Genomic DNA, 21,650 nt, shown 5'->3' with positions numbered 1-21,650 from the left:
AATGGCGTAAGTATTCCTGCGAAATGTCCACCGGACATTCCTACGGAACATTTACTGATTGACTAGGACTCTGTCCTGCACCTGTATAAGAGAGCGTTGCACTCTCTTATAAATCTCCTGCCAATATGCACCAGAACGCTGTGTCTGTTAATAAAGAATGAAAAATTAGGCAAAGAAAGGAGACAGAAGTCTATGAGAAAACGAAATTATACAGTAACCATACGGATGAATAAAGAGGAATACAATCTGCTTCAGAGTAAGGTTAAGGAATCCGGAAGAACACAGCAGGAAGTTGTAATAAAAGCAATCGCAGATTTGAAGATAGCTTCTACAGAGGAAGTGGAAGAACTGAAAAGATTGAACCAGCTGTTTGCAGATATTCTCAGTCAGCTTCGTGGAGCTACTACAAATATTAATCAGATTGCAAGAAAGCTGCATACAGATGGAGAAGTTCCAAATGATAGTACGTTGTATTTCCTCAATAAAAATATTCTTAAGTACCGGAAGGAGAGTGAAAAGATATGGCTATTAATAAGACGATTAATAAGCGGACAAATACACATGGAGCAATGAGAAACTGCATCGAATATGTTTTGCGACAGGACAAGACCAACGAATTATTTACCTGTGTAACAGGCCCGTACTGTCATGACGAGATCAATTATGATCTAGTGTACAGAACATTTTTAGAGGAAAAGAAGTTATGGGATAAAGATTCTGGGAGAATGTACGCTCACAACATTATTTCTTGGCATAAGGACGAGCAGATTACTCCGGAGCAGGCATTAGAATTTGGAAAGGAGTTTGCAGAAAATTGGTTTAGTGGATTCCAGACCTTAGTGGCTGTGCATAAGGATAAAGATCATATCCACTGCCATCTGGTTACTAATTCAGTGAGTTATGAAGATGGAAGAAAGCTGCATAATACCAGAAAAGATCTGGAATGTATGAAACAGCTTACCAATCAGATGTGCCGAGAACGTGAACTGACAGTTGCTGAGAAAGGAAAGCACTTTGATGGAAGCCAGATTGAAAAAGGGGAAGTCATTGCATGGAGCAAAGATAAATATAACCTGTTCCGTCAGCAGGTGAAAGACAGCTTTGTAGCGGATTGTGCAATGGCAGTGTTAAAAGCACTGGAAAATTGTATCAGTAAGGAAAAGTTTATAGAAAAAATGAAGCAGTTCGGATGGAACGTAAACTGGACAGAGAAACGGAAGCACATCACATTTCAGAATCAGGATGGAAAGAAAGTGCGAGACAGCAATCTGTCAAAAACATTTCATCTGGATATCAGTAAGGAGGACTTAGAGAATGAATTTGATAGAAATTACGAAAGGGTGCGAGTCGAAGCAGAACGAACAAACGGAGCAGATGAAGAGCTTGCCGGATATTACCGACAAGTGGAAGCAGCTTGCGAAGGAGCAGGCGGCGTCACTGGAGCTAGTGACGGAAGAGAGAGACGAGTTACAGGTGAGAAATCAGAAGATGAACGAGTTTATCCAGAAATTTCAGGAAAGAACACACAAGCTGAAAATGGAAAAACAGAAGCTATTCTTCGAGAATCACGAAATGCAAGACGAAATTCATCGTTTGACAATCGAACTGTCCGAAAAGCAGAAGCTGAATCAATCGCTTCAGCAGAGCAACGACGATTTGAGGAACAGAAACGGCTTGATGAGCAGGAGCGAGCAAGAGCAGCTCGAAGAAGAAATAAAAGACGTTCGGGACCAGAACGCTAAATTGCAGATACAGGTTAATAAATCATCTGTGCAAGCTGTTGATGAGGCATATAGAAAACAAAAAGAAGCAGAAAAACAATTACAGTCATTAAAGTATCAAGCGGAACAGAATAGAAAGATAGCTGAGAAGGAAGTGCAAAAACTGAAAAAAAGAATAAAATTGCAATCAGAGAAAATAAACGAGATAAAATTTTTCTGTGGAATCGGATATATAGTGGCATTTGTACTTTCAGCTTGTCTTGTTAAGATGTGTTTCTTGTGATTTTAAATGCGATATTTCAGAATTAAATTTTGATTTTTGATGGATTAGATTGTTTGAAACGCATTTTTGTGATATGATGATAAATACCATGTGAACAGATATTTCAAGCAAATAAGATTGAGGTGAAAAAATGGCAGTTAGTTACAAGAAATTGTGGAAATTGTTAATTGATAAAGAAATGATGAAGAAAGATTTGCGTGCAATGACAGGAGTTAGTACAACAACGATGTCTCGATTATCAAAAGATGAAAATGTAAGTACAGAGATTCTGTCAAAGATATGTTCTGCTTTGAATTGTGATGTGGGAGATATCATGGAATTTGTTCCTGATAAAAAAGAGGAGCAGTAAGGAGGTACGGGAACATGGATCATTCTTATCCTTATATTGCGTCTTTGACCAGAGAGCCGTTCCTTTTCTACGAAATGCGTTCTACCGCAAAGCTAATGGTAGAAGGAATTTCCAATGATGCGATTGTAAAAGAAATTGTAGAGCAGAATCTCTTCCAGTACCCAACGGAAAAATCTATCACACGCATGGCGAAAGCCTGCATCAAACGGCTTCATGCTCTGGAAGATGATTCTCTGGTTTCTGCGATTGCGTCACAACCAACTGATGTAGCAAAACAGATTTGTCTGTATGCGTTAATGAAGCAAAGCCGACTGGTCTGGGAATTTATGCTGACCGTCATTGGCGAGAAGTACAGATTAAGGGACACGTCTTTTGGTAAGATTGATTTGAATACATTTTTTATGCGCTTGCAGGAGCAGAATGATACCGTGGCTTCCTGGAGCGATAGTACAATAACAAAGTTAAAACAGATTATTGCCAGAGTGCTTGTCGAAACAGAATATCTCGATAATCTCAAGGCAGATCATTTGAATCCAGTATGGCTGCATCCTGTTTTGGAAAATGCCATCAGAAGCAATGGCGATATGACAATACTGCCGGCGTTTAATTGCTTTGTGTAGGAGGTAACCCGATGAGTGAAATAAAAGAGCGCCTGGACAAAGTTCGGGCATTGATCCAGGAACCGGAGTTCCTGGAAGGCAAGGGACTGAGCAATGAAGTGAATATCAGAATCTTTTGTTATGAACCTGAAAATGAAATGGTTGTCCGCCATTTTGTGAATCAGCTGGAAACTGATCAGTCCTTAGATTGCCATTTGATTGTTTGTAATTTATATAAAACATTTCTCTCTATCTGCGATGATATGGACATCACAGATGCAATTCCAGATATGGAAGAAGCTGACGGGAGTGCTTATCTTCTGGAGCAGCTGAATTCCGCAATCGGCAATGGAGAGTTCATTGATAAAATTCAGTATGAGCCACACGAACCAGGTGATGTGCTGATGTTGACAGGTGTAGGCGAGGTGTTTCCATTTATGAGAATCCATACGTTACTGGAAGCCTTGCAACCGTATTTTTCGGATGTTCCGATTTTGGTTATGTATCCGGGTGAGTTCGATGGTCGTCATGTAAAACTGTTCAATCGTCTGACACCAAATGATTATTACCGGGCATTCAATGTCATAGATTAAGGGGGATAAAGCCATGATGATTCGAGATATGTTTGCGGATGACATCAACCGCAAAATCAATGGTGTAATTAAAGTAGATCAGGCTGCTGATGATGTAATCGAGCAGGAGTTAAATGAATATGTCATTACCAGAGAATTGAAGAAACACTTCATCACTTTCTTCAACTATTATGGAGATGCCTTTGACCAGCCTACGGCTGATATGGGGGTTTGGATTTCTGGTTTCTTTGGAAGTGGTAAATCTCACTTTCTGAAAATGCTTTCCTACCTTCTGGAAAATAAAGAGGTAAAAGGTATTCGGAGTGTAGAACGTTTTCGTAAAAAGTTTGAGGACGATCCGGCAACCTTTATGCTGATTGACCGTGCTACAAAGGGAACAACGGAGACAATTCTGTTTAATATTGATATTGAGGGATTCAGCAATAAAGATAAGACAGCTGTACTTCGTGTTTTTGCGAAGATGTTCTATAACCATCTGGGATTTTACGGAGAAAATCTGAAAGTTGCCATGATGGAGCGTTATATCGACCAGCAGGGAAAAACGGAGGAGTTCCGCAGAGTCTTTGAAGAAAAGAAAGGCAAGTCCTGGATGGAAATGCGCCGTGCCTTTGCATTCAATGGAAAGTTTATTATTCCGACTTTAATGGAAGTTCTGGATATGAGTGAGGACGATGCCAAGGCATGGTTCAATGATAAAACTGCAACAGAAATATCTATTGCTCAGCTTGTGGAAGATATGAAAGCCTATGTGGATACTAAACCAGCGAACTTCCGTCTGCTGTTTATGATCGACGAAGTTGGTCAGTATGTCGGCACAGACACCGATATGCTTTTGAACCTCCAGTCTTTGACAGAAAAAATCGGAAGTGAGTGTGAAGGAAAGATTTGGGTGATCTGCACCGGACAGGAAGCGATTGATGAAATCATCAAAGTTCGTGCCGATGAGTTCTCCCGTATTCAGGCTCGTTTTAAGACAAGACTGAGTTTATCATCTTCCTCTGTGGATGAAGTCATCCAGAAACGTATTCTGAAAAAGAAACCAGAAGCAGCTAAAAATCTGGAAGATGTTTATGAGCAGAATGATTCTGTTCTTCGTAACCTGTTCAGCTTTAACGGTTCCATTCTGGATATTAAAGGTTATTCCGGCCCAAGGGAATTTACCGAGAACTTCCCGTTCGTGCCGTATCAGTTTATCATCATGCAGAAGGTATTTGCTGAAATCCGGAAACATGGAAATTCCGGTAAGCACCTGTCTGGTGGTGAGCGTTCCATGCTGTCCGGTTTCCAGGAAGCTGCACAGAAAATTCAGGAGAAGGATGAATACGCACTTGTTCCATTCTTCCGTTTTTATGATACCGTACATACTTTTCTGGATGGTTCAATCCGTCGTGTAATTGAGCGTTGTCAGAAAGCAGCCGACAACGGCGATGGCATCGAACAGCAGGATGTGGATGTGCTGAAACTTCTGTACTTGATTCGATATATTGATGATATTCCTTCTAATTTGGACAATATCGTTATCCTTATGGCAGACGATATTCGTGTGGATAAGATTATCATGCGTGAAGCTGTCCGTGGATGCCTTGATCGTCTGATGAGCCAAAACTATATCGGCAGAACCGGTGATACTTATAACTTCCTGACTGACGAAGAACAGGACATTCAGCGTGAAATTAGAGATACAAATGTGGATACCGCTTCTATCGTAGAGCGTATTGCTCAGATGATTTACGGTGATATTTTCACAACTAAGAAGTTCCGTTATGGAAAATATGACTTTGCCTTCGACCAGATGGTAGATGGTATTACTGTTGGTGTGGCAACAGGCGGTATGCGTCTGCGTTTCCTGACCGTTGCTACTGATGCCATTGAAAAAACAGATTACCGTCTGATGGCAGAGTCCAAAGGTAATGAAGCAATTGTGGTTCTGGCTGATACGCCTTATTATGAATCTCTGGAATCTGCCATGAAGATTCGTAAGTATGTAAAACAGAGAAATGTAAGCCAGCTTCCTAAGAGTGTGCAGAAAATCATCAGCGATCAGCAGGACGAAGCCGGAAAATATGAGCTGAGCGCTATGACCGAATTGCAAAATGCCATTGAAGGGGCGCAGTTCTATGTAGATGGTGAGCATTTGGAAATCAAAGCCGGAAATGCCAAGAGCAAGATTGACCAGTCTCTTGAATATCTGGTTGCTCATGTATATAGCAAGCTCGACCTGATTACAGATAATGCAGGCAGTGACGCAGATATTATTGCGATTCTGACAGGTGCGGTAACAGCACTTCCGGGCATGGAGCCAAACCGTGATGCTGCTTCTGCTATGGAAGAATATCTGGAAATGCAGGATGCGAAAAAGCTGCCGACTTCTATGGCAGATGTTCAGAGTAAATACAGTGCGATTCCGTATGGCTGGAAAGAAATCGACATTGCTGCGGTTGCGGCACAGCTGATTTATTCCCAGAAAGTAACCATCAAGTATGCAGGCAATACCATTCAGCCAGATGACCCGAAATTGCCGGATATGCTTCGTAAAAAGAGTGAGATCGGTAAGACTTCCATTAGCAAGCGTAAAACCATTTCTGCTACGATGATGCGTGATGTAAAATCGATGCTCCGTGATTATTTCGATGTTATGGATGTGCCGGACGATGAAGATGGTCTAATTCGCTTTGTGACTGAGAAATTTGGTGAACAACGTGATTACTATACTTCTCTGGATGCCCGTTATGACGGACATAAATACCCAGACCGTGCATTGGTGCAGGAAGCCATTCATTTGATGGATGATGTACTTTCTCAGAAGAAAGACAATATTGCCCTGATTGAGCGTGTGCTGAATAAAGAGGATGCTCTTTTCGACAATAAAGAAGCCATGAGCAACGGCATTGAAAACTTCTTCAAAACCCAGGTAACAGTATTCGACCAGGCAGTGCAGTTTGAAAAATCTCTGCATGATGATCTTGACTGTATCGCAGAAAATGAGGAAGCACACAAGGCACTGAATACCATTCGTTTGATTATCATGGTTCAGACCGGAAGTAAGTTCAACTATAACCGGATTCGTGAACTGAATCCGCTGATGGATACGGTTCGTACAGCTCATGACAAGATGTTGGAAGAAAAACGTGTTGAGATTCTGGAAACGGTTCGTCAGTGTATGGAAGCTACCCACACTGCCGCAAACGGCGATTCTAAGGTATCCCATCTAATTGAAAAATCAGATCGGTATTTCAGCCAGTGTAAGGAGAAAATCGCAGAATTAAAGAGCCTTGCCCTTCTGGATGCCATGTTTCTGCCAATGTGTCAGTACAAGGATGATACAGTCAGCAATATTGAATCTGTTTTGGAACCGCCTGCACCGAAGGCACAGGTACAGCTGACACAGTCAGGAAAAGAAACTGTTCCTGTAAAGAAGAAAGTGGTTCGTGCCTATAACCGTCAGGTTGTATTCCAGGCAAAGACCTTACAGACGGATGCGGATATTGATGATTATGTAGAGAAGATTCGTTCACAGCTGAAACAGTTGCTGAAGAATTGCGACGAAATCAAGCTGAATTAAAGGTGGAGAACAATAGAAAATGGAACTGATTAGTGCAACTATTGGCATTTTAGGAGTTATTATTGGCTGGTTGTTAAATGAACTGACTACTATTTTTCGAGGACGACCGAAGCTATGTTTCCAAATGGTAGCAACTCCAGAAAATGAGTTAACAGAGAAAGAATATCGTGTGAAAGAAAGTTTTTCTGAACATGGAATTGAAATCTTTAATGTCGGCGAGAAGCCTTTTGTTTTAGAAAACTTCGTAATTTGTTATAAGAAAAAAATATTGGTAGATTGTCAAATGCCTGAAAGCGATAGAATTATATTGCCGTTCCATAATGTCGTATATACGTTATCCGAACAGGAAGCAGACGCATTGGAATGGCATTGTCAGAGGGAACATTTTGAAGAATGTCAAGTAACTGCAATTAGTATTGAAAAGAAAAAAGCAAAAGGAATACTACCAGTTCCATTGTTTGCGATAAGGTCAAATATTAGAAGTATTGGAATCAATTAAAAAGAATAGGAGACAGATATGGAAAATAACCCAAAAGTGTTTATTTCATATGCCCATAAAAATCAAGCATATGAAGATAAAGTGTTGGAATTGGCAAATAGACTACGTTCAGAAGGAATTGATGCGATGATAGACCAATATGAAGAAGCACCTCCTGAAGGATGGCCGAGGTGGATGGAGCATCAAATCATGGAGTCAGAGTTTGTTCTTGTTTTATGTGAAGAAACATATCATCAAAAACTCTATTCCGAGAAAAAGGGGAAGGGCGTTGTATGGGAGGCTAACATTGTCTATCAAATGTTATATGATTCAGCGGCAGAAACAAATAAATTTATTGCGGCATTTTTTGATGATGCTGATCAACAGTATATACCTACACCGTTGAAACCATACACATACTATAATCTTTTGGATGAAAAGCAGTATGACAGGCTATATTGGCGTTTCAGAGGTGTTACGAATAGTAAAAAACCGCCATTGGGAGAATTGAAGCCACTGCCAGAAAAGGAACGAAAAACAATGTTCTTTTCTTCACCAATTAACCTTGAAAAGTGGAATGCTGCAAAGTGGAGAGGAACAGTATATCTTTGGGGTGGAGATGCACCTGCCATAGGCTTGTTTTTTACAAATTACTCAGTGGGTAAAGAAATTTTCAAAGAGTGGAAGAAAAAATACAAAGATATGGCATTCGCAGATACTTTTTTGAGGGTTGATTATATTGTTCCACCGTTTCCTAAGTCATGTTGGGTATATGAATCGTATGACAGAAATTATGGAAAAGGATATTTTCTGCATATAGGCGCAAATATTGATGAAAGCATTGGTCGAGCTAATAAGTGCGGAATAGAAATGCAACAACTACTTTTGGCAACGGTTTCACGTTACCAGTGGATGGATGAAAATAACGGATCAGGTAATAGAGATCAGTTTTTAGATATGTATAACAAGACAGGAAAATATTATTTAGTTCCTGTCGGATTAAAGAATCCATCAATGGGAGCTGTAATAGAGAATATGCAATTTGATTTTGAGTACGCAATTCCAATGAAAGAAATAACGGTTACAGCTGGAACAAAGATAACGGAGGAGAATCCCTGCAAAGCAGTTCTTATGGAGCCGGAGGAATGATATATGGATAAAAATGCGATAAAAAAGTTTGCTGTCTGGGCAAGAACAGAGCTGATCGCCCGTGTTTCACTAAAAAGTGTGGAATACGGTATCACAGAGGACAACATTGAGGATGCCAATGCGGACAGTGTTGGCGGAAAAGTCCTCACTGCCAATGAAAAGAAACAGCGTCAGGCTCTGATTGCCGAGATTAACGATAAAGGATATAAGCAGGTCATGGAAGAGGTTGCCTATACTTGGTTCAATCGCTTCTCTGCTCTGCGATTCATGGAAGTCAACGGCTATCTTCCTTCTCATGTGCGTGTATTTACGGACGAGGAAAACAACTTTAAGCCGCAGATTATAACCGAAGCCATTCATCTGGATTTGGATGGACTCGATATGGAAAAGGTCTATGAACTGAAAGATGCAGAAAAGAGCGAAGAACTGTATAAATACCTACTGACTGTGCAGTGCAACGCTCTGAATAAAATTTTGCCGGGAATGTTCCAAAAGATTGCCGACTACACAGAGCTTCTTCTGCCGGACAATCTGCTCCGTAAAGGCAGTGTCATTCAGCAGATGATTGAACTGATACCGGAGGATGACTGGAAGGATGCTGTCCAGATTATTGGATGGCTGTATCAGTATTATAACAGCGAGAAAAAAGATGATGTTTTCGCAGCACTGAAAAAGAATGTAAAAATAACAAAAGAAAACATTCCTGCAGCGACCCAGCTTTTCACACCGGACTGGATTGTTCGCTACATGGTAGAGAACAGCCTTGGGCGTTTATGGTTGGAAGGACACCCGGATGTGAAAGAGCAGCTTCTTCCTACCGAGGAAGAACAGTCTGCTTATGCTGCCGGAAATCGTGACCCGGGAGACACCAAATGGCACTACTATCTGGAAGAAGCCGAGCAGGAGCCGGAAGTACAGATACAGCTTGCCGAGATTCGCAAGGAATACGCCGCACTGACACCGGATCAGCTGAAAGTGATTGACCCATGCTCAGGTTCCGGTCATATCCTTGCGTATATGTTTGATGTGCTGATGAAGATTTATGAATCCTATGGCTATACCACCCGTGAAGCAGTGGCAAGTATTGTAGAGAACAATCTTTACGGTCTGGACATTGATGACCGTGCGGCACAGCTGGCTTACTTTGCGGTAATGATGAAAGCCCGTCAGTATGACCGCCGCTTCTTTAGCCGTGGCATTCAGCCCCATGTTTATGCCATCGTGGAGAGCAATCATGTAGATAAATTTGCCGTGGACTATTTCTGTAATGGCGATGCAAAACTCACAGCCGCTATGGATACCATTATCAGTGAACTGCATGATGCAAAGGAATATGGTTCTATTTTGACCATAACACCGCAGGATTGGTCTGCTCTGTATGAACGCTTTGCTGAGATTACAGAAAATATAAATATGTACCGTGAGGCGGCACTGAGAGAATTACTGCCGTTGGTACAGGTGGCGGAAGCACTGGCACAGAAGTACGATACTGTTGTGACTAATCCGCCATATATGGCAGACAGTGGAATGTCTCCTCATTTATTGAATTATGTAAAAGATAATTTCAAGAATTATAGAAACGATCTGTATAGCTGTTTTATGAAAAAAACAATCGCTATGCTGAAAGCAAATCGTTTTACTGGACTGATGACATCATACACATGGATGTTTTTGACAGCATTTTCTAAAATGAGAATAGAGATGCTATCTGAAAATAGTTTGGTAACATTAGTTCAGCCAGAATATCATGCTTTTTTTAAGGAAGCATTCGTGCCGATTTGCACATTTGTATTAACTAATTGTTGCATGAATTATGCGGGAAAATATATTCAACTTGCAAAATTTACTGGAGCTGAAGAACAGGAGAAGCGCACATTAGACGCTATTATGAGTTCATCCTGTGATTATAAATTTACGGTCAAACAATCTTTGTTTTATCAGATTCCAGATATGCCAATAGCATATTGGTTAAAACCATCTACTGCGGAATTATTTATAAATGGTTCATTACTTTCAAAATACGCAGATTTACGCCAGGGATTGATTACGGGTGATAATGATAGATTTTTGCGATTTTGGTCGGAGTGTGATGCCAGAAAAATTAGCACCTTAAATGATAGAAATAAAAAATGGTTTTTCTATCATAAGGGCGGAGAATATCGTAAATGGTACGGGAATATGACACTTGTTGTTAATTGGGAAAATGACGGGTTTGAAATAGTTAATTTTAGAGATGACAAAGGAAAACAGCGCTCCAGACCACAAAATATTCGCTATTATCTGCAAGAAGGGTTTACTTGGACAGCATTAACAGTAGCTGATTTTAATGTTCGCTATATGCCGGAGGGTGGCATTTTTGATGCAAAAGGATCGTCTGGTTTCTGCAATGAAAAGGATAATTTGAAATATATCATTGGATTGTGTAATTCAAAAGTTAGCATGGAATTTCTTTCATTTCTTGCACCTACAATGGATTATAGTGCAGGTGCTGTTGGAAAGGTTCCGACAATTATTTGTGAAGAAAAGAAAGCTGAAATATCAAATGTTGTAACAACAAATATCGAAATTTCAAAAGCAGATTGGGATTCCTTTGAAACTTCATGGGATTTTCAGCACCATCCGCTGATCCGCAAAGTCCCTACCATTGCCGAAGCCTTTACCCAGTGGCAGGCTGAATGTGATGACCGTTTTAATCAGCTGAAAGCCAATGAGGAAGAACTGAACCGTATTTTCATTGACATTTACGGCTTGCAGGATGAGCTGAGCCCGGAGGTTGAGGATAAGGATGTCACGGTTCGCAAGGCTGACCTTGGCAGAGATATTCGCTCGTTTATTTCCTATGCGGTTGGCTGTATGTTTGGTCGTTACTCTATTTATAAAGAGGGACTTGTTTATGCAGGTGGAAAATGGAATTATAATACTTATGAGGATGCAGCGAGGTTATGTGATGGTAAACCAGATGTGATTGAATTTTATAAGCAAACGCATTTTATGCCGGATGAAGATAATATTATCCCTATCTGTGACGATGAATATTTTACGGATGATATTGTTGGACGATTTGTAGAATTTGTGGAAGCAGTTTATGGTACAGATACCTTAGACGAAAACCTGAAATTCATTGCGGATGCCCTCGGCGGCAAGGGTCAGCCGAAGGATGTGATTCGGAATTACTTCCTGAGCGACTTCTACTCCGACCATTGCAAGATTTATCAGAAACGCCCGATTTACTGGCTGTTTGACAGCGGCAAAAAGAACGGCTTCAAGGCGCTGATCTATATGCACCGCTACCAGCCGGACACCATTGCCCGTATCCGTACCGATTATGTGCATGAGCAGCAGGCTCGTTATCGCACTGCCCTTGCCGATCTGGAACAGCGGATTGCCAATGCTTCCACTGGTGAGCGTGTGAAGCTGAACAAAAAGCTGACCACCTTGCAGGCACAGGATACCGAAATCAAAGCCTACGAGGAAAAGATTCATCACCTGGCAGACCAGATGATTTCGATTGATTTGGATGATGGCGTGAAGAAGAATTATGCAATTTTCCAGGATGTTTTGGCTAAAATAAAGTAAGGAGGGCTTGCGTATGATGGCAGATGAGAAGATTAAAAATTCCAATGAACTTGAGTTTGCTGTATTTTGTATTGAAAATGTTGCGGCAAAGCTGGGTGTGGATGCAGAACGTGTCTATCAGGCGTTTACCGAAAAGAGTGATATTCTGAACGGTTATATTGTGCCGGAATATGAAGTACTGCATACCCAGAGCCGGGAATATATCGTTGATGATCTTCTTGACGTGATGAAAGAAAGGGGCGTGGAAGTATGATTCTTTATCATGGCTCTTTTTTAGAGATTGCACAGCCGAATTTGGTTCATTCCCGCCCCAACGTAGACTTTGGGCGTGGCTTTTATGTCACGCCGCTGTATGAGCAGGCTGCGAAGTGGTGCGGAAAATTCAAACGCCGGGGAAAAGACGGTATTATTTCAAAATATGAATATGATGAGAGCCGAGAAGCTGAACTGAAAGTTTTGAAATTTGACGCTTATTCTGAAGAATGGCTTGATTTTATTCTGAATTGCCGCAGTGGAAAAGATATGACGGATTACGATCTTGTACTTGGTGGTGTTGCAAACGATAAGGTGTTTAATACTGTGGAGCTGTTCTTTGACGGATTGATTGATAAAGCAGAAGCAATCAATCGGTTACGTTATGAAAAGCCAAATCTGCAAATCTGTTTTCGTACAGAAAAAGCACTGTCTTTATTGCATTTTGAAGGGAGTGAAAGACTATGACGGCAAATCCGATTTTACTTCAGAAAAAATACAGCCGTGTGATTGAGTGTTTTGCAAAACAGCAAGGACTTTCACTGGATGCGGCGTTGGACTTTTTCTATCATTCCGAAGTTTATCAGTTGATACGGGACGGGATATCAGATATGCACTGCATGAGTGATGCATATTTGGCGGATGAACTGGAACAGGAATATCAGATGAAGCAATAGTATGAGCAAAAGCTAAAAACAGGAAACATTTTGAAAAAATATTTGAATTAATGACACTAAAGATATGATAAGGATCAATGAGAAAGGAAGACTTTTTAATGGCATATCGAGTAGTTATATCTTTGGTGGAAATGAAACAGATTTTAGAAGTGTTTGGTAAACAGAAAATTTTAGAAAGTTTTGACCTGTTAGAACAAGAAGATTATTTATTTGTCCGGAAATGTGATGAAATTAAATTAATAGTAGCATTGAATAAGATGACTTCGCTTTACATGAGCAATAGGAATAAGCCATGTAAAACAAAAAAAGGGTCATTTTATTGCATTGTGATTGATTTATCTGAAAGCAGAATATGTTTGGAACTTGAAGAGTTAGTATTGCGATATTGCAAAGGAGAAAAGACTATGGCAGCTAAACAAATTAAATTAGAGGAAACAGCGGAAGAGTTAATGGAATATTCAGATGATGATTTGTACAATATCAATTCATGGGGGGCGGATTTGTCATTTCGTGAAATTATTACAATGTATGAAGAGGGCGAATTGTTAAAACCGGAATTACAGAGAAAGTATGTTTGGACAAGGACAGAAGCCAGTAGATTTATTGATTCCATATTACTAGGATTACCTGTACCAAGTGTGTTTTTTGCTAAAGAACAAGATGAAACAATGCTAATAATAGATGGATTCCAGCGAATTATGACAGTACATGATTATGTAAAAGGAGTTTTTTCTGGAGATGGGAAAATATTTAAATTATCTAATACTGAAAATATAAATGCCAGATGGAGAGGAAAAGCTTTTGCTGAACTTGATACTGAAGAAAAGAGACGAATACGTAGTAGCACTATCCATGCGATTATTTTTGAACAAAAACATCCTAGAAATGATACGGGTATGTTTCAAATTTTTGAAAGAATTAATACAGGCGGACGAACATTAAAAGCACAAGAAATACGAAATTGTGTATATCAGGGAAAATGTAATGACTTGCTTTTTGAATTAAATAAACATGATTCATGGCGAAAGATATTAGGATTAAATGTAGAAGATTCCAGAATGGCGGACTTGGAATTGATTTTAAGATATTTTGCTATGAGAGATTTACACATTAGAAATGAGGGACAATTAAAGCAAATAAATTTAGCTAAGTATCTTAATCAGTATATGGGTGATAAGACGAATTCAACAGAAGAAGATATTCTTAATATGAAACAAGATTTTATCACAATGATAGATAAAGTGTATGAATTATTAGGGAAAAACGCATTTAAAAATTTAAAAAAAGAATCCGAAAACTTTGCAAGCAAAATAAATCCTGCGATTTTTGATGCTATATCTGTTGCCACATCATATGCAATTAAAACAGAATATAAATTCACGGAAGAAAATTATTTGGAAAAATATAAGAGATTATTGAAAAATGAAGAGTTTCATCGAGCATCCAGTAGTAGAACTACTAATATTGAAAATATTAAAACACGTATTCAAATAGCAGCAGAGTTCCTGTATGGAGTTACTTATGAATGGTGAATTTATACAAATGATAGAGGATACAAGAGCAGAACTTGATAGTATTCGTAAATGGATTAATGCTGGAAATCAATTTGATTCTAAAACAAGATATTTGATTTCTTATGCTGTTGTTAAAGCAAGTGGGGCAGTTGAAGTCATTTTCAAAAAAATGATTTATAATTACTTGAGCGTTGGTGCAAATGAAAAAGCAAAAGGGTATCTTGAAAAAGCAATTATTGATAGTTCGTGTAATCCTAACACGGGAAATATGAGCAATATGTTACAGAACATTTCTTCAGAATGGAAAACGTTATTTGATCAGCAGGTAAAACAAAGTGGAGAAAAGGATAAATTAAATTCCCTTGTGCAATTAAGAAACGATTTTGCTCATGGCGACAGCATATCTGTTTCTATTGATACAGTTATTAAATATTTTGATTCAGCTGTTAAGATATTAAATATATTAGATAACGTGTGTACATAGGGAAAATGAGATAAAAATATTGCAACAGCCCATTTCTTTTGAAAAATATAGAGGCATATCGGAATATTTTGGAAATTATATTTGGAGAAGATAGTAGTGATTCAATTTGCAAAACATAGAGTAGCAAAAAGAGAGAGCGAGGTGTTACAATGACTATAGAAGAAATTCTTGCAGGAGAATCGAAGAATGTGGAGTTCAAAGAGAACCTGCCGGAGAAAAGCATCAAATATATGAAGTCTGTGGTTGCCTTTGCAAATGGAACCGGAGGAAAAATCATTTTCGGAATTGCCGATAAAACCAGAGAGGTTATTGGCTTTGACAAGGAAGATGTGTTCAAGAAAATGGATGCCATTGCCAATGCTGTATCAGACAGCTGTGAACCAGCAATTATCCCGGATATCACTTTACAGACGGTTGATGGTAAGACTGTCATTGTGGTAGAGGTTTCTGAGGGCAGACAGCGCCCGTATTATATCAAAGCCCTTGGTAGAGATGGCGGTGTATATGTCCGTGTTGCCGGAACTACCCGCCTTGCCGACGAGTATATGATAAAAGAATTGTTGTTTGAGGGCAGTAATCGTTACTACGATCAGGCTTTATGTACTGGGTTAAATGTTACAGATGAAGATATTGATGCCCTTTGCAAAGCTATGAAAGAGCAGGCTGTCAAAAATGCCCGTACAGAGGAACAGAAAGCATCGATTAAAGATGTAGGCAGACAGCAGTTGCGCTCCTGGGGGATTTTGATTGAGCGTGATGGAAAAGATTATCCGTCCAATGCTTTTGCTATTTTAACAGGCAACGGTGGACTTCATGTTGCAACGCAATGTGGCGTGTTCAAAGGGACAACGAAAGCGGTATTTGTTGATCGTAGAGAATATACCGGTCCGCTTTGGGAACAGATAGACGAAGCGTTTCAGTTTGTTTTGAGAAATATTCATCTGGGTGCTACAATTGTGGGAATTTATCGCCAGGATGTTTATGAGATTCCACCGGATGCCATTCGTGAGTTGATTATAAATGCTATGGTACATCGTAGTTATCTGGATCATGGTACGATACAGGTAGCGGTATATGACAACCGATTGGAAATTACTTCTCCAGGAAAGCTGCCAATGGGACAAACGATGGAGCGTATGAAAGAAGGCTATTCCAAAATCAGAAATGAAGCCCTTGCCCATGCGTTTGCCTATATGAACCTGATTGAGCATTGGGGAAGCGGCATTCCGAGAATTATTGATAAAGTAAAAGCTGCCGGACTGCAGGAGCCGGAGTTTATTGGTGGCGAAGTTGATTTGCGTATCAATATTTATCGAGGTCAGGTTGATACCAATAACGCCATAATTAACGCCAATGACACTAAAAATGGCGCTAATGGCGTTAAATGTGGCGCTGATGATGGCACTAATGGCGCTGAAGTGCCGCTTAATAAGGAACAGACGCAGATAGAAAAATTGTTGCAGATTATAGAGAAGAATCCGTCTGCAACACAGGCTTACTATGCAGAAAAAATGGGTATATCGAAAAGAACGGTTTCTCGAATGTTCGCTTCTTTACAGGAAAAAGGTAGATTGGTACAGGGCGGAACAAAACGAAAAGCAAATTGGAAAATTATAAGGTAGGAGGACAGCATGGATACAGATAAAATAATACAAGATTTAAATCGCAGGTTTGCTGCACCTCTTCCTGAGTTTTATCAGCGTCGTATCATTTTCTGGTATGATGAAGATAAGGAATTTGAGGATAAACTGGATGAAGTGGTTTTGGAAAATGCAAAGGTGATTGCGCTGACAGGAAATAATGCGTTTTCTGTAAAAAAACTGCTTTCAGTAGATGATTTGACCACAAATTATCTGGTTTACAGTCCGTGTGTCTATAATCGCCCGGATGATAACTGGCTTCTGGATGTAGAGCTTTACAGTGAAGAGTTTCGGGCAGATCTGATTTCTATCTGGATGGATGAGATGGGACTTATATCAAATCCGGCAATGAGGAAACAGGTTAAAAACTATCGTGCTTATTTTAATGCGAAAGACCGTCGTTTGAAAGTTAGCACGCAGAATAAAGTTCCGGAAACACCGGCACAGTTACACATGGCTGTCATGGCGGCAATCTGTGGATTGAAAGATGCACAGCCTAATATGATTCTCCGGAGTGTGTTCCAGGCGGGACTTGATTTGAATAATAACACGGTTTATCAGGAGTTTGTAAAATATCATGCAGACGCAGCATTTTGGGCGATGGTTCGTCAGGGATGCGGATTTGTGGAGGAAGAACCAGACCTTGGGCGGTTAGCAATTCATCTGCTTTTAACTGCAGCGACCCGCACCATGCGACAGGAATATCTTGCCGGACTGGACAGCTTTATTTCCATGCCACATCAGGCATATTGCTATGATTTTATTTCTGAATGGCTTCATAGTGACAACATTCCGCAATTATATGATGTGGCACGTTATGTTGAGGATGAAGCCCGTCTGCATCAGCGCTTTGAAAAGCTGACGGTAGAGGATTTGGTAGGAACAGAGTGCTTTCCGTGTATTAATGAAGTGATTCTGACAAAGCTAATGACAGAGATCAGTGACCATATCATTGATGTGGATACCATTACGAATACCGTTGAAAAACGTAGAACTTGTGTATGGTATGAGCCATTTGAAAATTTTTATGATGGTATCTTACAAGTGGCGAATATGCAAAGTTTCTTTAAGGAACATTCTGCCGGATTCCATAACGCAGAAGCGAAAAGTATCTGGAAAGAATATACAGAGAGTTACTATCAGATGGACACTTATTACCGATTGTTCCATCTTAGTTTTCAAAAGAGTTTGGAGACTTCCAATATTCTGCTAGATGATCTATTCAAGCACGTTGTCGATAAAGTGGAAGGACTCTATAATCATTGGTTCTTAGGTGAGTTGGGCAACAACTGGTCAGATGTATGTGCGGATGAACTGGCAACTTACGGTAAAGTTCTGGAAGTACCGCAACAGGAGGATTTTTACCGTTCCCGTATTCAAACCTCGGATACGAAAGTATTTGTAATTATCTCAGATGCCATGCGTTATGAAGTGGCAGCTACGATGGCAGATCAGCTTCAGCGAGAAACGCAAAGTAAGGTTTCTATCAGTAGTATGCAAAGTATCTTCCCTTCTACTACAAAGTTTGGTATGGCAGCTTTGTTGCCGCACAAAGAACTGACAGTAGAGGTTCGGAACGATATTTTGACAGTTTTGGCAGATGGACAGTCTACGGCAAGTACTTATAGGGATAAGGTTCTGAAAACAGAAGATTCGGCAAGTGTGGCCTTAAAGTACAATGACATCATTGCTATGAAGCGAGCGGAAAGAAGTGCTTTGGTAAAAGGTATGGATGTGGTCTATATTTACCACGATACCATTGATGAAGCCAGCCACACTTCGGATACTGCTGTTTTTGCAGCGTGTGACAAGGCGATTTCAGAATTGAAGAATCTTGTGCGTATTATCGTAAATGAATTTGGTGGAACGAATATTCTAATTACGGCAGATCATGGATTTCTTTATACATACAGTCCTTTGAAGGAAGAGGACAAAGTAGATAAAAGAGGCTTTTTTGATGTGGATGTAACAAACTCTGACATTACAAAAAAAGAAAGTATCAAGCGATGTGTGGAGTATGGCAGAAGATATGCAATTATGCAGAGGGGTGTGCAACCAGATTACTTGATGCCTGTAAAATTTCTGGGAGGAAATACAGAATTTGATGGATTTGCGCCGAGAGAAAGTATTCGTATCAAAATGAATGGTGGCGGTATGAATTTTGTGCATGGTGGTATTAGTTTGCAGGAAATGGTTGTTCCGGTGATTGAGTATCATTATCTCCGCAATGATTCTATGGAATATAAGCGAAATAAGCAGAAATATGATACCAAGCCGGTAACAGTCAATTTACTGTCCGCAAACCGTAAAATCAGCAATATGATTTTTTCATTGAACTTCTATCAAAAAGATGCGGTCAGTACAAACCGTGAAGCTGCAACCTATCAGGTTTACTTTACAGATGAGGACGGCAAGCAGATTAGTGATATTCAGAAGATTATTGCAGATAAGACCAGCGATAACGGTGCAGAAAGAACTTTCCGTTGCCAGTTTAATCTAAAATCTTTAAAATACAGCAATACCGCTACTTATTATCTGGTAATTGCAGATGAACAGGGATTACAGCTGCCACAGCGGGAGCCATTCCAGATTGACATCGCCTTTGCGGTGGACGAGTTTGATTTTTTTAGTTAATACCGCAAGAGGAGAGAAAGATGGAGCAATTTGCAGAGGGTGAAAGTACCCGTGAAGAAATAAAGAACAAGCTCCGTCAGAACTTTGACGGTAAGATTGTTCGGAAAGACCTGACAAAGAAAATTAAAGAAGGGGCGAATGTCCCAGTGTATGTTCTTGAGTTCTTGTTGGGACAGTATTGCAGTTCAGATGATGAGACGGTTATAGAGAAAGGCGTACAGAATGTGAAGCGTATTCTTGCTGACAACTTTGTACGCCCGGATGAATCACAGAAAATTCTGTCTCAGCTACGTAAAAAAGGCAGTCACACAATCATTGATATGGTGACTGTTCGACTGGATATGAAAAAGGATTGCTTTTTTGCAGAGTTTTCTAATTTGGGCGTTGGTAATGTACCGATTGCCGATGAATATCCAGAAAAATTTGATCGCCTGCTCTGTGGCGGTATCTGGTGTATTGTTCAGCTGGATTATGAGGTTGAAGGCGACAATAATTTTGGTATTGAGGACATTGATGGAAATCCGCTTCGTTCCAAACAGAAAAAGCAGAAAGATATTTCACCAATCAGTATCCGTAAGCTGACACCGATCCAGATGCCGCACATTGATATTGATGAACTAAAGCAGGGACGAAAGGCTTTTACGAAAGATGAATGGCTAGATATTCTTCTTCGTTCTATCGGCATGGAGCCAGATGAATTTACATATCGTGAGAAATGGTTACTTTTGACCCGTATGATTCCATTAGTTGAAAATAACTTTAATCTTTGTGAGTTGGGACCGAGAAGTACCGGTAAATCTCATCTTTACAAAGAGATTTCACCGAACAGTATTTTAATTTCCGGTGGACAGACGACGGTTGCAAACCTGTTTTACAATATGGGACGCAAAACGGTCGGACTGGTCGGCTTATGGGACTGTGTAGCCTTTGATGAAGTGGCAGGTATCAAGTTTAAAGATAAAGATGGCATTCAGATTATGAAGGATTACATGGCATCCGGCTCTTTTGCCCGTGGCAAAGAAGAAAAAGCTGCTACTGCGTCCATGGTATTTGTGGGAAATATCAATCAGAGTGTGGACGTGCTGTTGAAAACATCCAGTTTGTTTGCACCTTTCCCGCAGGAAATGGGAACAGATACAGCATTTCTTGATCGTATGCACTGTTATCTTCCAGGATGGGAGATACCGAAGTTCAGACCGGAGCATTTTACTAATGATTATGGTTTTATCAGTGACTATTTGGCAGAGTTCATCCGAGAGCTTCGCAAGGAGCAGTATGGAGATGCACTTGATCACTACTTTCGTCTGGGGAGAAATCTGAATCAGCGTGATACAATTGCGGTTCGTCGTATGATAGACGGTTATCTGAAGTTGATGTATCCAAATGGTGAGTTTACCAAAGAAGAACTGGAAGAAATTATTCAGATTGCATTGGAAATGCGTCGCCGTGTCAAGGAGCAATTGAAGAAGCTGGGCGGTATGGAATTTTATGATGTAAACTTTTCTTATATAGATCTAGAAGATATGTCAGAACATTATGTTTCCGTACCAGAACAGGGTGGCGGTAAGCTGATACCGGATGGAATGTGTAATCCGGGACAGGTTTATACCGTATCCAGAGGAAAAAGTGGCATGATTGGTGTATTCCGTTTGGAAAGTCAGATGCTTCCAGGCAATGGCAAAATTGAACGGACTGGCTTAGGCAGTGATTCTAAATGCAAGGAAGCGGTGAACACGGCATTTAATTATCTGAAAGCCAACGGCAATCGGATCAGTGGCGCTATCAGTACTTCAACCAAAGACTATATCATCAACTATCAGGATTTACAGGGAATTGGTATGACAGACAAATTGGCACTTCCAACATTAATTGCACTTTGTTCGATTGCCCTTGGAAAGCCTGTTGTCAGCAACTTGGCAGTGTTGGGAGATATATCAATTAGTGGCACAATGATAAAGGTGGATGAACTTGCTAATACACTTCAGGTGTGTCTGGATAGCGGCGCAAAGAAGGTGCTGATTCCGAGCACCTCGTTTGTTGATTTCGCAAGTGTTCCTGCTGATCTGATGAGTGCATTTCAGTTGATTCCTTATCAGAGTGCTGAAGATGCGGTGTTTAAGGCGTTGGGGGTAGAGTAAA

At 40.2% G+C, this 21,650-nt stretch carries 18 protein-coding genes; all 18 read left to right on the top strand.

Going from position 1 to position 21,650, the window contains the following annotated elements:
- Nucleotides 1–192: 192 nt before the first annotated feature.
- Nucleotides 193–573: a plasmid mobilization relaxosome protein MobC gene (gene mobC / locus OGM16_01195; protein UYJ46930.1), complete on the top strand. Its 381-nt coding sequence runs from the start codon at nt 193–195 to the stop codon at nt 571–573.
- Nucleotides 522–1,742, top strand: coding sequence for a relaxase/mobilization nuclease domain-containing protein (locus OGM16_01190; GenBank protein UYJ46929.1), 1,221 nt, complete (start codon nt 522–524; stop codon nt 1,740–1,742). The genes mobC and OGM16_01190 overlap by 52 nt, the downstream gene beginning before the upstream one ends.
- Nucleotide 1,743: 1 nt before the next feature.
- A complete protein-coding gene (locus OGM16_01185; GenBank protein ID UYJ46928.1) occupies nt 1,744–2,004 on the top strand; it encodes a hypothetical protein in 261 nt (86 codons plus the stop codon).
- Nucleotides 2,005–2,134: 130 nt separating this feature from the next.
- A complete protein-coding gene (locus OGM16_01180; GenBank protein UYJ46927.1) occupies nt 2,135–2,353 on the top strand; it encodes a helix-turn-helix transcriptional regulator in 219 nt (72 codons plus the stop codon).
- Nucleotides 2,354–2,367: 14 nt separating this feature from the next.
- Entirely contained in the window at nt 2,368–2,973 is a 606-nt protein-coding gene (locus tag OGM16_01175) for a DUF1819 family protein (protein UYJ46926.1), read from the top strand.
- An 11-nt stretch (nt 2,974–2,984) separates the two neighbouring features.
- Nucleotides 2,985–3,545: a DUF1788 domain-containing protein gene (locus tag OGM16_01170; protein ID UYJ46925.1), complete on the top strand. Its 561-nt coding sequence runs from the start codon at nt 2,985–2,987 to the stop codon at nt 3,543–3,545.
- Between the two features lie 13 nt (nt 3,546–3,558).
- Nucleotides 3,559–7,107 carry a BREX system P-loop protein BrxC gene (brxC, locus tag OGM16_01165; GenBank protein UYJ46924.1) on the top strand — a complete coding sequence of 1,183 codons (3,549 nt, stop codon included), beginning with the start codon at nt 3,559–3,561 and terminating at the stop codon, nt 7,105–7,107.
- 19 nt (nt 7,108–7,126) lie between these two features.
- Nucleotides 7,127–7,606 carry a hypothetical protein gene (locus OGM16_01160; GenBank protein UYJ46923.1) on the top strand — a complete coding sequence of 160 codons (480 nt, stop codon included), beginning with the start codon at nt 7,127–7,129 and terminating at the stop codon, nt 7,604–7,606.
- Nucleotides 7,607–7,624: 18 nt separating this feature from the next.
- Nucleotides 7,625–8,734 carry a TIR domain-containing protein gene (locus OGM16_01155; GenBank protein ID UYJ46922.1) on the top strand — a complete coding sequence of 370 codons (1,110 nt, stop codon included), beginning with the start codon at nt 7,625–7,627 and terminating at the stop codon, nt 8,732–8,734.
- 3 nt (nt 8,735–8,737) lie between these two features.
- Entirely contained in the window at nt 8,738–12,310 is a 3,573-nt protein-coding gene (pglX, locus tag OGM16_01150; protein ID UYJ46921.1) for a BREX-1 system adenine-specific DNA-methyltransferase PglX, read from the top strand.
- 13 nt (nt 12,311–12,323) lie between these two features.
- Nucleotides 12,324–12,563: a DUF3791 domain-containing protein gene (locus OGM16_01145; protein UYJ46920.1), complete on the top strand. Its 240-nt coding sequence runs from the start codon at nt 12,324–12,326 to the stop codon at nt 12,561–12,563.
- Nucleotides 12,560–13,030, top strand: a complete 471-nt coding sequence (locus OGM16_01140; GenBank protein ID UYJ46919.1) for a DUF3990 domain-containing protein — start codon at nt 12,560–12,562, stop codon at nt 13,028–13,030. Before OGM16_01145 ends, OGM16_01140 begins: the two co-directional genes overlap by 4 nt.
- Nucleotides 13,027–13,239, top strand: a complete 213-nt coding sequence (locus OGM16_01135; protein ID UYJ46918.1) for a DUF3791 domain-containing protein — start codon at nt 13,027–13,029, stop codon at nt 13,237–13,239. Before OGM16_01140 ends, OGM16_01135 begins: the two co-directional genes overlap by 4 nt.
- 98 nt (nt 13,240–13,337) lie before the next feature.
- Entirely contained in the window at nt 13,338–14,771 is a 1,434-nt protein-coding gene (locus OGM16_01130; protein UYJ46917.1) for a DUF262 domain-containing protein, read from the top strand.
- On the top strand, nt 14,749–15,237 hold the full coding sequence (locus tag OGM16_01125; protein ID UYJ46916.1) for an MAE_28990/MAE_18760 family HEPN-like nuclease: 489 nt from the start codon (nt 14,749–14,751) through the stop codon (nt 15,235–15,237). Before OGM16_01130 ends, OGM16_01125 begins: the two co-directional genes overlap by 23 nt.
- A 149-nt stretch (nt 15,238–15,386) precedes the next feature.
- On the top strand, nt 15,387–16,859 hold the full coding sequence (locus OGM16_01120; protein UYJ46915.1) for a putative DNA binding domain-containing protein: 1,473 nt from the start codon (nt 15,387–15,389) through the stop codon (nt 16,857–16,859).
- A 9-nt stretch (nt 16,860–16,868) separates the two neighbouring features.
- A complete protein-coding gene (pglZ, locus tag OGM16_01115; protein ID UYJ46914.1) occupies nt 16,869–19,511 on the top strand; it encodes a BREX-1 system phosphatase PglZ type A in 2,643 nt (880 codons plus the stop codon).
- Between the two features lie 20 nt (nt 19,512–19,531).
- Nucleotides 19,532–21,649 carry a protease Lon-related BREX system protein BrxL gene (brxL, locus tag OGM16_01110; GenBank protein UYJ46913.1) on the top strand — a complete coding sequence of 706 codons (2,118 nt, stop codon included), beginning with the start codon at nt 19,532–19,534 and terminating at the stop codon, nt 21,647–21,649.
- The last annotated feature ends 1 nt before the right edge of the window (nt 21,650 follow it).

It is taken from the genome of Lachnospiraceae bacterium (assembly GCA_025758065.1).
Taxonomy (GTDB): domain Bacteria; phylum Bacillota; class Clostridia; order Lachnospirales; family Lachnospiraceae; genus Enterocloster.
The sequence above is the reverse complement of the archived record's forward strand: the minus strand, read 5'-3'. Positions and strand labels throughout refer to the sequence as shown.

Bases quoted from the DNA above. Each gene is read 5' to 3' on its own strand.
- OGM16_01160 (UYJ46923.1), top strand. From the start codon at position 7,127: ATGGAACTGATTAGTGCAACTATTGGCATTTTAGGAGTTATTATTGGC.
- OGM16_01135 (UYJ46918.1), top strand. From the start codon at position 13,027: ATGACGGCAAATCCGATTTTACTTCAGAAAAAATACAGCCGTGTGATT.
- OGM16_01190 (UYJ46929.1), top strand. From the start codon at position 522: ATGGCTATTAATAAGACGATTAATAAGCGGACAAATACACATGGAGCA.
- OGM16_01175 (UYJ46926.1), top strand. From the start codon at position 2,368: ATGGATCATTCTTATCCTTATATTGCGTCTTTGACCAGAGAGCCGTTC.
- brxL (UYJ46913.1), top strand. From the start codon at position 19,532: ATGGAGCAATTTGCAGAGGGTGAAAGTACCCGTGAAGAAATAAAGAAC.
- pglX (UYJ46921.1), top strand. From the start codon at position 8,738: ATGGATAAAAATGCGATAAAAAAGTTTGCTGTCTGGGCAAGAACAGAG.
- OGM16_01120 (UYJ46915.1), top strand. From the start codon at position 15,387: ATGACTATAGAAGAAATTCTTGCAGGAGAATCGAAGAATGTGGAGTTC.
- OGM16_01130 (UYJ46917.1), top strand. From the start codon at position 13,338: ATGGCATATCGAGTAGTTATATCTTTGGTGGAAATGAAACAGATTTTA.
- OGM16_01180 (UYJ46927.1), top strand. From the start codon at position 2,135: ATGGCAGTTAGTTACAAGAAATTGTGGAAATTGTTAATTGATAAAGAA.
- mobC (UYJ46930.1), top strand. From the start codon at position 193: ATGAGAAAACGAAATTATACAGTAACCATACGGATGAATAAAGAGGAA.
- OGM16_01170 (UYJ46925.1), top strand. From the start codon at position 2,985: ATGAGTGAAATAAAAGAGCGCCTGGACAAAGTTCGGGCATTGATCCAG.
- pglZ (UYJ46914.1), top strand. From the start codon at position 16,869: ATGGATACAGATAAAATAATACAAGATTTAAATCGCAGGTTTGCTGCA.
- OGM16_01125 (UYJ46916.1), top strand. From the start codon at position 14,749: ATGGAGTTACTTATGAATGGTGAATTTATACAAATGATAGAGGATACA.
- OGM16_01140 (UYJ46919.1), top strand. From the start codon at position 12,560: ATGATTCTTTATCATGGCTCTTTTTTAGAGATTGCACAGCCGAATTTG.
- OGM16_01145 (UYJ46920.1), top strand. From the start codon at position 12,324: ATGATGGCAGATGAGAAGATTAAAAATTCCAATGAACTTGAGTTTGCT.
- OGM16_01155 (UYJ46922.1), top strand. From the start codon at position 7,625: ATGGAAAATAACCCAAAAGTGTTTATTTCATATGCCCATAAAAATCAA.
- brxC (UYJ46924.1), top strand. From the start codon at position 3,559: ATGATGATTCGAGATATGTTTGCGGATGACATCAACCGCAAAATCAAT.